The sequence below is a fragment of the Armatimonadota bacterium genome (assembly GCA_013314775.1).
Taxonomy (GTDB): Bacteria; Armatimonadota; Zipacnadia; order Zipacnadales; family JABUFB01; genus JABUFB01.
In genome coordinates, this window is the sequence record JABUFB010000008.1 from 143,908 (window position 1) to 156,152 (window position 12,245).

The 12,245-nt window shown below is 62.3% G+C and carries 9 protein-coding genes; 2 read left to right on the forward strand and 7 right to left on the reverse strand.

Annotated elements, in window-relative coordinates; translation table 11 throughout:
- Positions 1–127: 127 nt before the first annotated feature.
- A complete protein-coding gene (locus HPY44_08120; protein ID NSW55963.1) occupies positions 128–1,582 on the forward strand; it encodes a sulfatase in 1,455 nt (484 codons plus the stop codon).
- 20 nt (positions 1,583–1,602) lie between these two features.
- Positions 1,603–2,619 carry a hypothetical protein gene (locus HPY44_08125; protein ID NSW55964.1) on the forward strand — a complete coding sequence of 339 codons (1,017 nt, stop codon included), beginning with the start codon at positions 1,603–1,605 and terminating at the stop codon, positions 2,617–2,619.
- 37 nt (positions 2,620–2,656) lie between these two features.
- Here HPY44_08125 and HPY44_08130 read toward each other — a convergent pair whose 3' ends face one another.
- From HPY44_08130 to HPY44_08160, 7 genes are all read right to left on the reverse strand, one after another.
- Complete coding sequence (locus tag HPY44_08130; protein NSW55965.1) at positions 2,657–4,723, reverse strand: beta-galactosidase; 2,067 nt, start codon at positions 4,721–4,723, stop codon at positions 2,657–2,659.
- A 56-nt stretch (positions 4,724–4,779) separates the two neighbouring features.
- A complete protein-coding gene (locus tag HPY44_08135; protein NSW55966.1) occupies positions 4,780–5,820 on the reverse strand; it encodes a G5 domain-containing protein in 1,041 nt (346 codons plus the stop codon).
- 165 nt (positions 5,821–5,985) lie between these two features.
- Positions 5,986–7,305, reverse strand: coding sequence for a S41 family peptidase (locus HPY44_08140; protein NSW55967.1), 1,320 nt, complete (start codon positions 7,303–7,305; stop codon positions 5,986–5,988).
- Positions 7,306–7,439: 134 nt separating this feature from the next.
- On the reverse strand, positions 7,440–8,600 hold the full coding sequence (locus HPY44_08145) for a peptidoglycan DD-metalloendopeptidase family protein (GenBank protein ID NSW55968.1): 1,161 nt from the start codon (positions 8,598–8,600) through the stop codon (positions 7,440–7,442).
- An 18-nt stretch (positions 8,601–8,618) separates the two neighbouring features.
- On the reverse strand, positions 8,619–9,494 hold the full coding sequence (locus tag HPY44_08150) for an ABC transporter permease (protein NSW55969.1): 876 nt from the start codon (positions 9,492–9,494) through the stop codon (positions 8,619–8,621).
- Positions 9,484–10,167, reverse strand: a complete 684-nt coding sequence (gene ftsE / locus HPY44_08155) for a cell division ATP-binding protein FtsE (GenBank protein ID NSW55970.1) — start codon at positions 10,165–10,167, stop codon at positions 9,484–9,486. Before ftsE ends, HPY44_08150 begins: the two co-directional genes overlap by 11 nt.
- Positions 10,168–10,323: 156 nt before the next feature.
- A complete protein-coding gene (locus tag HPY44_08160; protein NSW55971.1) occupies positions 10,324–12,201 on the reverse strand; it encodes an FAD-dependent oxidoreductase in 1,878 nt (625 codons plus the stop codon).
- Positions 12,202–12,245 lie beyond the last annotated feature (44 nt).

The following is a 12,245-nucleotide window of genomic DNA, read 5'->3' on the forward strand; positions in this document are numbered from 1 at the left end:
GCCCGGTGAAATTTCCCTTCCTCGCGGGTCTGGACCTTCACAGCCTCGAGGCGGCCGTGGAGGTCGCGCCCAGCTGTACGTGGAAACAGAGAATCAAAGCCGCGAATACTGAAAGGCAGGTTAGCCCATGCGAGTGCTGTTTCTCGACATCGACACGCTTCGCCCCGACCATCTCGGCTGCTACGGATATAACCGCGAGACCAGCCCGAATATCGACTGGATCGCCGGCCAGGGCACACGCTTCGAGAATTACTACTGTTCGGATGCCCCGTGCCTGCCCTCTCGCGGGGCTCTGGTGACAGGACAGTTCGGCATCCGATCGGGCATCGTTGGCCATGGTGGAACTGCTGCCGACATGCGCCTCGAAGGCCGCGACCGCGGTTTTCGCAGCGCTTTTGCGAGTACCAGCCTCTGGCAGTGCTTCCGCAACCAGGGACTGCGCACCGTATCGATCTCGCCCTTCGCTGAGCGTCATTCAGCCTGGTGGTTCAATGCTGGGTTCCTGGAGATGGTGAACACCGGCAAGGGCGGCATGGAGTCAGCGGAGGAGATTACGCCTTTCGTCCTGGACTGGATGGACCGCAACGCGGCAAGCGACAACTGGATGCTGCATGTAAACTACTGGGACCCGCACACACCGTACCGGGCTCCCGAGCAGTTTGGCAATCCGTTCTCTGAGGATCCCCTGCCCTCTTGGCTCACAGAAGAACTGCTCCAGGAGCATCGTGCTCAACCGGGGGGGCACAGTGCGCGCGAGGTGAACATGTGGGACGATCGCACCCCATCCCAATACCCACGGCACATGGGGGAGATCGCGTCAATGCGCGACTGGCGCCGCATGATAGACGGCTATGACTGCGGGATTCGCTACGTAGACGGCCACGTTGGTCAACTGCTAAGCCGCCTGGATGATCTCGGGGTGCTTGAGGAAACCGCTATCATTGTCACGTCAGATCACGGCGAGAACCTGGGCGAACTCAACTGTTACGGCGAACACGGTACCTCGGACCAGATCACCCACCGCATCCCCATGATCGTGCGCTGGCCCGGCTGCAGAGCCGGGCATGTTGACCGCGGCCTGCACTACAACCTGGACCTGGCGCCAACCCTGGCCGACCTGTACGGATCCCAGGCGCCTGCAGGCTGGCAGGGCGCAAGCTACGCCGCTGCACTGCGCGACGGCATCGACTGCGGACGGGATCACCTGGTGCTGAGCCAATGTTGCCACGGCGCCATGCGCAGCGTCCGGTTCGGCCCATGGATCTACATCCGTGTCATTCATGACTTCATGCACTTGTACCCGCGGGAGATGCTGTTCAACATCGAGGATGACCCGCACGAGGTCAACGATCTCGCGCAGAAGCGGCCTGACGTCTGCGATCAGGCCGCGCGCATCATGCTCAACTGGCATGAGGACATGATGATGCAGATGCCTGATGCCATCGACCCGCTCTGGACCGTGATGCGCGAGGGTGGGCCGCTGCACTCGCGGGGCCACCTCGATGCTTACTGTGAGCGCCTCGCGGCCACCGGCCGCGGGCAGCATGTGGCGGAACTCAGACGCAGGCACCCCGGTGGCTGATTGGACTGGAGGGCTGAGATTTGAAGACCACGCTCCTGGTGGTTGCGCTGCTTAGTTTGGCACCGTCCGCGTGTCTGTCCCAGGGCGAACTGACGTTCAGGGGCATTGGACTTGCGAGCGGGTTCGTTGTGCGCACGGCGGGGGGCCCGGATCAGACCGTGTCCTTCAGCAAGGGCACCCCCGAGCGCCGCATGCTCGCGCTTGCGTTCCAGGTGCAGAGCCATCCGGAGCCTGTGAAGGCATTCGAAGCGCAGTGCCGTCTCAGCGCTGACGCGGGACTGACCTGCCGATGGGCACTCGTGTTCTTCGGGGAAGATGGGGGTGAATGGGTGAAGATCGGGTCAGACGCGGTGGCGGATGGCGCCCTGCAGCCTGTTCGGATTTCCGTCGCGGCACCGAGGCGCGTCGAGTACGCGCTGGCAGGAGGCGATACGCTGGACTGGGCGGGGGTCAGAAAGCTCTGGTTCGGGCTGGTCGTTGACGGCATGGGCGAAGGGACGCTCGAAGTGGCGAACCCACACCTGACCAGCGAGCCCGCTCGGCCAACAGAACCGGTCAAGATCGGGCTATCACCTGGAGACTGGACCCAGCACAAGGACGCCGCTGCCCAGGGCTCGCTGGGAGTGGGGGAGGGGCCCGCGGGAAGCACGCTGCGCATCGACTTCACCTTCCCTGGCGGGCGCCACATGTTCTGTACCAACAGCCGCGCCCTTCCTCCTGAGGACCTGGAAGGTTACGGCGAACTTCGCATGACCTACCGGGCCGCGCTGCCGTTGGGGCTTTCGGGGCTCCTGGTCCTGCTCTCAACCGTGGACGGGACTTGCTACCGCGCGGACCCAATGCCCGCTCCGGCGGCCGACTGGACCACGCTCGAACTCCCACTGAAGCGTTTTGTGCGTGCCGAATGGACCCCGCGCGGTGCCGAGAGCCTGAACCTGGCCGAAGCGGTGACGATCTGGGTGGGAACGCATGGAACCCCGAGCGGCGACGGCGGCCCGGGGTTCATTGAACTTGCGGAGCTGGCGTTGGTGCCCTAACGCAAGCGCCGCCAACGCCCATGCAGACGTGCTATTCCTACTCTACTTGCCCGGAGCGGATCTTGTACGCCGCGAAGTTGATTCGCGTGGCCGCGCTGGTCAGCTCCGGGTACGGCGTGTCGGTGCCGCTGACCATCCCGATGTTGTAGTTCTCTCCGTCGAACCGCCCCGTCAGCGATTGGTCTGCATAGATGAACCAGTGCGCGCCCACACACCAGGGCTGCTCAAGCGCGGTGCGGATGTATTCCGAATACTGCTCGCCGCGCTCCTCCTGGCTGGCCACCGGTCCGAGCCCAGTGTGGAACATGCCCCGGTCCAGCGCACCGAAGTGGAACTCCCCGATGACCACGGGCTTGCCCAGCTGCTCGATCTGCCTGCTCCGGGAGATGATTGACGGCGCCCGACCGTAAATATTGTAGGAAACCACGTCGCAGTAATCCTTCGCGACCATTACCACGTCATCGGGTGCGATGGCAAATCGTGGTCCGAGGTAGAGCTGGTGCGGCATGTGTCGCTTCATCAGATCGCGGACAACCGTGAAGTACCGTGTTGCGAAATCGCGTAACAGGTAAGCCAGGTCTTGCTTCAGTGCGTCCGTGACAGGGATCTTGATCTCGACCGGTTCTGCCTCAAATTGCTCCCACGAACCAATCTCCATTTTCCAGGCCGCGTTGAGCGCGTCGATGGTTGCGTACTTCTCCCGAAGCAGCGCGGTGAACCGCTGTTTGACCTGCCAGTCGCCTCTCAGCGCCAGGGCATTGATGGCGAGCTGGAACTGCCCTGTCTCCCCCCACGCGCCCCAGGAAAGCTCATTGTCCACGAAATACCCGATGCAGTACGGGTCCTGCGCCCAGAGCTCCGCCGTTTTCTCAATCGCTCCGGCTACGGCCTCGGCCCACTGGTCAGTGTAGACGTCAGGGATGTCTTTCCAGCCTCCGGGGAACTGTCGGTTGGCTCCATAGTGGATCGGTACAGTGAAGGGCAGGCGCAGCTTGGCGTAAGCCCGATTGTCCGACCAGTTTGCCACCGTGTTGAACCCCCAGGCGAGCATTCGCTTGCGGGTCATATCCAGCCAGGGCTCCAACCAGTCTGGACCGTACTTACGATAGAGGTTCATCCCGTAGAAGTTCGCCCAACCCTTGTCTCGGCCGCCGAAGGCATAGAGTGGATCATCCTTATCGGGCAACCAGGTGAACATGAACTCGCGGTTCTTGATGGGCCCATTGTTGTCGGGGCGCACGCAATCGAGCCCCACAGACCAGAAGAGGCTGCCGTCGGGGGTGACCAGCCACCACTTTCCGTCGACTTGTTCGACGCGGAACCACCCGGTAGCCTCCAGCTTCGGACCGTCTGCCCAGCCACCCCACTTGTCCCGATCGGGCGGCAGTGGCGCCTCGGCCAGAGCTCGGGCCTCCTCTTCGCGCCGGTCCGTCAGGTCCTTCTCGTCATACACTTTCCCGGGCCAGTCCGCTCCGACGTACTGGCCGAAGCGATCGACGATTCCTTCGAGTGATGAGCCCTTGTTCAGGCGCACATTATCGATATAGACAGTCCGGGCCTCAGTGGGGCGTGCCAGGAAGAACTGGAATGCAATGATATTGCCCAGGTCCAGTTCCCGAGACCCGAGGTCCCCATTCACGTCCCCCAGTTTCGAAGGCGGCCCGCCACGCATGCCGATGTCTCCCATCTGGATAGCAAGAGCAACAGTAACGGGCTTGCCCGGGGGCAGATCAACGCCCACCTGCCTGCAGTGGACCGCGCCATTGGCCTGGGGCGAATCGTCGATCCGTACATTGATCCGCAGTGGAGTGGCGTCCGGGTTGTAGGCGTCGAAAAGGAAAGCGCCATACCCGCGCCAGTCGGTCAACTCATAGGCCCGCGGCGCGGCGAAAAAGACGTTGGGCCAGTCGGTAACTCGGAAGTCAATTCTCAGCGCCTTACCCCCCTCGGTGGCGTGTTCCGGCACCAGCGCGACCTGGGTGTTGTTGGCACGGAGATTCGTGGTGCAATCGGGGTCCTCGAAGCTGTGCAGAAGGACGGTCTCAGCCGAGGAGGGGAGGCATATCAGCGCAACGAGAGGCAGCAGAAAAACGGAGAAGATCACGAGACCACCTCTTCTGTGTCTGTGGCCGGCGATGCGGAAAACAACAGACTCTGCACTCAGTCGCCCGTGGGCCCATCATCCGCGACGGCGGTACCCACCATGATCCGCTCCGGCACCGCTTCCTTGATAATCGTCTCGTCCACTTTGACCCGCTTGACTTCCTTGCCATTGTGGTACGTGACCTTCTCAGTGATCCTGCGGATCCCCGGAGAACCGGTGTTCGGGATATTGCGGGTCTCGCCCTTGGGAAGTGTGTTTGTCTCGATCCTCTGTGGCGGCTTGCGGTACTCTTCCTCGTGTTTCTCTTCTTTGATTGTCACTACTGTGAGGGGTGGGCTGGGCACCGAGACTGTCAGGCTCACGCCAACTTGCAGTGGGTCCTTGACCTTCGGGTTCATGGCGCGAAGCTCTTTGATGGTCATCTTGTAGATGTCCGAGATGCGCCGCCATGAATCGCCGCGCCGCACCACGTATCGCTCGATCCCCTCGCCGGGGGTCTTCAGCTTCTCTACGGCGGCGTGGATGTCGGTCAGGATTTCTTTGGGTTGGGCTTTCGTATCGGCGATCTTCACGCCCTCGGGCAGAATGCTGGCTTCGATGAGCTTTCCAGGGCCCTCGGAGAACTCCTTCTTCAGCATGGTGAGGGCCATGTCGGCCAGCTCCTTGTCAGCGAGGACGACCAGCTCCTTGCCTTTGAGGGTGATCGCCGCGGCTGCGACCTTCACCGTTAGTTTCGGCCGCAGCAGTTTGACCGCCTCGGCGATGGTGAGGACCTTGTCGTCCTTGTCCATCGGCCAGTTGAGGTCTTCCCAACGCTGGTCCAGGACAGCCGCGCCGGGAAGGTTGCCTTTCTCCTCGGCGATGATGCGAGAACGCACTTCCTCCGCAGCTTTCTCGCTTCGGACGAAGCAAACGATCTTGTCATTCACCCGGATCGCCCGGGCGAACCGGGCGCTGTTCGCCTGCCAGATGATGACGCCCGTTTCCACGGCGACAATAACCAGCAGGATGAAGGTGGTGGCGCGGTAGAAAACGGCGGCTGCATAGAGTTTTTCAAGCCGGGCGTCGCGGCGGTTGCGTGCGCGTGCTTCGTTCATTGCCTTCTACCCCCGTGCGCGGCGGGGATGCGCCTGTGGCCGCGCTGATGGAAGGTACTTGAAGAGCGTTTGGGCAGCCCCGGGCATAGTCGCGTCTTCTGCCGCAACAGCAGCACGGCCTCGCGGGAAGCAAGGCCGTGCTCGCTCTGCGGTCTACCTCCGAAGCTAGCCTTTGGCTGCCTTGATCTGCTCCTCAAGGACCTCCACGGCCAGCTTTATCTGTTGCTCGTGCCAGTCTTTGTACTTGATCCGCTCGCCGTCCACCAGCTCGGGTTCCGGGAAGAAACGATCCGGTTTGACCCCGCGCTTGCCCTCCTCGTACTCTAGACTGATATCACGGTGATTCGGCGTCAGGTACACGGCGGTTGAGAGCACCAGCGCGGAGCCGTCATTGAGTTCCGCCACCGTCTGAACCTTGGACTTGCCGAAAGTGTTCTGCCCGACGACAAGCGCCCGTTTGCGGTCCTGCAGGCATGCGGCGACGATCTCCGAGGCTGAAGCGCTGCCGCGGTCTACGAGGACAACCATGGGAAGCGAGGGATCCACCAGCGTGCCGGGGCGCGCATTGAGCGGCTGAGGCTCGCGACCGCGCTCCTTCACATAGACCACCGGTCCGCCGTCCATGAACATGCTAGCCACCGAGACGGCGACGTCCAGCAGTCCTCCCCCGTCAATGGACAGGTCGAACACCAGTCCGCGCATGCCCTGGGCTTTGAGGTCGTTCAGGGCGTCGCGCAAGGCGGGTTCGGACTGCTTGTTGAAGCTCCTGAGCCAGACGTAGCCGATCTGATTCTCCAACATGCGGTGCTCCACCACGGGCACCTTGATCTCAGCGCGGGTCAGGGTGACCTCCAGCAGCTTGTCCACCCCGTTGCGGCGCAGGCCCAGCTTGACTTCGGTCCCACGCTTGCCCCGAATCCGGTTTACCACCGCCTGCAGCGACATGCCTTTGGTGGGAACGCCATCGACAGTCAGGATAACGTCTTCGGGATGCAGATCGGCCTTGGATGCCGGGCCTTCGGGTAAGATGGAGCTGATGAAGACCTCCGTGGCTCCTTCTTCACCCACGGTGCGGCTCTCGAGTACTGCCCCGATGCCGTCGAAATGCCCGGAAGTCTCCTCCTGGAATTCTTGGTACTCCTCGGGAGTATAGAAGCGGGTATACGGGTCATCCAGAGAGCCAAGCATGCCCCGGATTGCGCCGTAGGTCAGCTTCTTGTCGTCCTCCACCTCGTACACGAACTGCTTCTTGACCCGCTCACGGACCTCCCAGAATGTCTGGAGTGGGCGCAGGTCGGAAGCCGCGGGCACCAGGGAGGCGTCCTCGATCTGCAACACTCCCGGAATTGCTTGAACGATCCGCGCCGCGACCGTCAATACACCGTCCACTCCCATGGCGTGACGGACCAGCATCCCGCCTGCGAAAGAGAGGAGCGCTATCAGGAAAACGATGCCGATTTGATACTTGCCTGATGCTTTCAGCACGTTGCTGTCCTGCCTTTGTAGTAGTCTGCACCGGCGACCGGCGCAGGTAACTGTGATCTCACAAAATGATTGCACGCCAAACTCTGCGCTGCTTTTCAGACGGCATCCAACCCGCGTTAGTTCGCCGCAGAAGGTCAGAAACCCACGGGGTTGACCGCACTGCCGTTCCTGTAGACGGTCCAGTGCAGGTGGTTGCCGGTGCTCCAGCCAGTGCTGTCCACGGCGGCGATGGGCTGGCCGCGTGACACGCGCTGACCCGGTGAGACCTGGATGCTGCCCCGCTGGCAGTGGGCGTACATGGTGGAAACGCCGCTGCCGTGGTCGATGACCACCGTGAGACCGTAGGCCGGCTGCCAGCCTGCCGAAATCACGGTCCCGCTGTCAGCGGCCCGGATCGTTGAGCCCCCGGGCGCACTGATGTCTATGCCATTGTGGAACCTGCGCGTTCGCAGGATCGGGTGGATGCGGTATCCGAAGGAGCTCGTGATCGGTCCCGCAACTGGCTTGAGCAGACTTCCGCTCCAGGCGCCTTCGTGGCGGTAGCGACCAACCCCGCGTGCAATGGCGGCCAGCTGCGCCTCGATGGCCCTGGAAGCAGCCACCTGGGCCTGGTACTGGCGCTCTGCCTCGGCAAGGTCATTCAGCGCGCGGTCCCGCAGCACCTTGGCCTCGGCCGCCTTGGCCGCCACCAGTTTCCTCTCGCGCGCCACCTTGGCCTCCAGTTCCTTCTGCTCCGCCTCTTTCTTCTCCAGGAGCGCCTGTTGCCGCTCGATTTTCGCCCGGTCGGAAGCGAACACCGTCAGGGTCTGCTCATCCCAGGCACACAGTTGTTTGGTGAATTCTGTGCGGCTGGCGAAGTCCTCGAAGCTCGTGGACCGCAGGACGACCTCCAGATAGCACGGTTCCTGCTGCCGGAACAGGGACAGAATGCGTTCGGACATGGCTTTCTGATGCTTGGCGAGCCGCGCACGCGCCTCGGCAAGCTCCCGGCGCACGACGATGAGTTCCTCGCGAGTCTGTTCGAGGCGTCGCCGTGCCCGGCTGAGGCGGGACTCGGCGGCAGCCAGTTCCTGCTGTGCGTCGATCAGTTCGTTCTTCGCCTCGTGTGCCGCCTCGCGCTTCCGGACAATCTCCTGCTTCGCGGCGGCGACCTTCTTCTTGGCACCCTCCAGGCGACCTTTGAGTGTGCTCCGATTGGCTGCGAAGCCATGGGATGCGGCGATCAGGCATGCGAGCACGATCGACATGAGAGCGGCCGAGATGCGCCGAATGCGGGCAGGTTGTGTGGTGTTCAAGGCAATCACCTCGGACATCTAGACGGTGCGCAGGTACTGGCGAATGCCCGCCAGACTGCCCACTGCCCCGAAGACCGCTCCCGTCAACACGACCCCTGCACCGAAGAGCACCAGGAAGTCGGTGGTGGTGTAAAGCGAAACAAACTGTAGATTCTGCTCAGCATAGGCTTCAAGATAGATATAACCAGTCATAACGCCAATCGCGGCCACGAGGCCTCCCATGACCCCCTGGAACAGGCCTTCGAGCAGGAAGGGCAGGCGGATGAACCACCGCGTGGCGCCCACAAGCTGCATGATCCTGATCTCACGCCGGCGAGCGTAGATCGTCAACCGGATCGTTGTGCTGATCACGGTCAGGGTGGCCAAGATGAGTATAGCGCCCACTACCAGACCGGAGATTTTCACCCCACGTGCGACGGTCAGGATTTTCTCGGTGATCTGTTCGGGATACCAGGCCTTCCCGATGCCCTCCACCTTACCCGCTGCTTCGGCAACAGCGCCGATCTCTTCGGGGTCTGACACGTAGACCAGAATGGTGTCAGGCAGCGGATTTCCCATGGCCTTGAGCATATCAAGGTCGAAGTTCCACTTCTTCGCCAGGTTCTCCAGTGCCTCCTCACGGGTGACGAACTTTGTGTCCTTCACCCGCATATCCAGCAGGAGCGCGGCCTCCACGTCAGCCGGATCTGCGCCCTCATCCAGTTCGCAAGTGATCACGGCGGACTGGGCCTCGAGGGCCGCCATGTGATGCAGGTTTATTGCCACCAGAGCGAACGAGCCGAGGATCGCGAGCGCCACCGCCACGTTGGTAATCGCCGCCATGGTGACCAGCGGATTGCGCCGAATTGCCGATGATGCCTGGCTTGCCAGGAATTCGAAGGTATTAAGAGACATCGTAAGTCCCAGTCTGATCGTCGCGGACCAGTGTGCCGCGTACCAGGTTCACAACGCGCTTGCGCAGGCGATCAACGATGTATTTGTCGTGCGTTGCCATGAGCACTGTTGTGCCTGTCTCGGAAATATGCGACAGGAGTTCGACGATGTCCCAGGACGTGTCTGGGTCGAGATTGCCGGTGGGTTCGTCACACAGCAGAACTGGCGGGCCGTTGACGAGAGCCCGGGCGATGCAGACCCGCTGCTGTTCGCCCCCCGACAGTTCGGTTGGGAAAGATGCCGCTTTCTCTCCAAGCCCCACAAGCTCCAGGCTTATTGGCACTTTGCGATGTTTCTCACGGCGGGTTGCACCCAGCACGTCCAGCGCAAAGCCCACGTTCTCCCACACCGTCATGTCCGGCAGAAGGCGAAAATCCTGGAAAACGATGCCGATCTTGCGGCGCAGGAAGGGGACTTTGGTAGCGGGTAGCTGCGCCACGTCCTGGCCGTCGAAGACCACGCGGCCGGAAGTGGGTGCAAGCTCGCGGTAGATCAGCTGCAGCAGCGTCGACTTCCCGCTGCCCGAGCTCCCCACGATGAAGCAGAACTCACCTCGGCCGACATGCAGGGTCACATCGTTCAAGGCCTGCACGCCAGACGGGTAGACGACGCTAACGCCCTCGAGGTGAATCATCTGTTACGTCCTTCAGCAATTCCTGCGATGAAAGCTGCAATCATTGCGCCCACAGGGACGAAGTATAACAGACGTGGCATGCCCCCGCAACCTTTCGCGGTCAGGATTGGCAATTATCCTATGGAATCTTTGTTCCAATAACCGGCGCTGGGCAGACTAGAACGGCCAGCCCTGGACCATTTGAGACAGCGCGAAAGCAAGGCCGGCGCGAGTGATAATCCCGTCCCGCACCAGTTCGGGAGGGCAATCGGGCAGCGCAGAACCTTCGGGCAGCGCGCGGCCGATGTACTCCCACAGCTTTTCGGCCTGAAGTGGGCCATCCGGGTTCAGGGTCTCCACATCCTCCAGCGGAATGATGCCCCGCGTGATGCACTCCTGTATGCCTGCCGACCACCACTTGCCTTTGAGACGTTCGGGCATGGTGAACTGAACTTCCGGAGCGCCTTCAGGGGCAGGGAGAATGGCCAGTGCCCGGGCGATCACCACGGCACCTTCGGCGACGGTGGCGGTGTTGGCTGCGCCAAACTCGGTTTCGCTGATCCCCCTGAAAATCCCCATGCGCACGAGTCCGCGCACAGCGTCATAGGCCACGTGGTCCGGGGGGACATCGTCGAAATCCCGGTTCATGGGGAATGCTTCCAGCCGGAACTTGAGTTGCCATCGCCGCCATTCGTCGTATAGGCCCAGTTCACGCGCACGCACACCGCCGAGGTCGGCCCCCTGCTTGATGAGAGTTGCCTGAAGCTCTCGCAGCCGCGGCTGGCCCAGCGACGGGTCGTTCCCCTGGCCGACTTCCCACGGGCCCAGGGAATCTCGCACCGCGATGGCCGCTGCAGTGCCCGCGGCGTGACCCAGAGCATAGCAGGTGGGCTGGATGCGAAGTGACGAGTGGGCCACGTGGTCGGCTGAGATCGGCCTGCCGGCGACCAACAGGTTGTCAACGCCTTGCGGCAGCAGGCACCGGTAGGGGATGTCGTACGGCTGCTTCAGCCGGATGATCGTGGCTTTCGTGCCCTTCGGATCATGGATGTCCACGTCGTAGTCGTTACGCGCGATCACGTCCACACGGCGAGCATACATGCGCCCTGGGTTGATGATCTGGTCGCCAGTGAGCACCGTCGCCCCGTGGATGCGTCGTGTCTCGCGCACCCCGATCTGTTCCGGCATGGCCACGAGATAAGCGTTCTCGAACCCCGGCACGTTCTTGCGCAGGTCAGCCACCGCCTGCAGCACCGCTTGGCGCCCGGCTATGGTGGCCGCGGTGAGGTCCTCGCCGTTGATCCCGCTGTAGCCCTGGATGCGGGTCATATTCAGCGTGACCTCGCCAGGGTTCGGGTTCCAGCAGAAGCTGGCCCAGTAGTTCTCCATCCCTGGCCACTGCATGAGCGAACCACCCTTGTAGGTGACGCCGCCCATGCGGAAGATCATGGTCATCGGCTGGGGCTCTCCGGTCTCGTCCGAACCCACCTCGAAGGGCACACCAGACCAAGCCGCAAGATCCGCATCGCCGGTGCAGTCGATGAACACTTTCGCATTGACGCGCTGCAGGCCTGTTTTGTTGTGGATAATAAGCCCCTCAATGCTCCGGCGCTCTTTCCCTTGCCAGGGCCGGCCCGGGCCCGTGATGCACGCCACGCCCCGGGTATGGAAGAGCACTTTAGCGCCGGATTCCGCCACCAGTTCATCAAGCGCGACGCGCATCAGGTTCGGGTCAAAAGCCGCGCCTTTGCGGGCCGAGAGGGTATCCAATCTGTGCAGGACTTCACGGAAAATGCCGCCCGAGTAGCGGTAGGGCATGAATATATTCACGCTGGCTGCCGTGCCCATGCCGCCGAGGTAGCCGTACTGCTCGATGAGCAGCGTGTCCGATCCATTGCGCGCGGCGGCGATGGCAGCGGCGGTCCCCGCTGGTCCTCCACCCAGCACACAGACATCCACCGTGTAATCAGCCGGCATGACGCTGAAGTCCGGCAGGGACGCACACTGCGATGCTGTTGGCAGGACGAGCATCAGAACCGCCCATGTGAGACGCACAAGCAACACTCCTTCGGACAGAACGCGTGGAACCGCACCAGCAA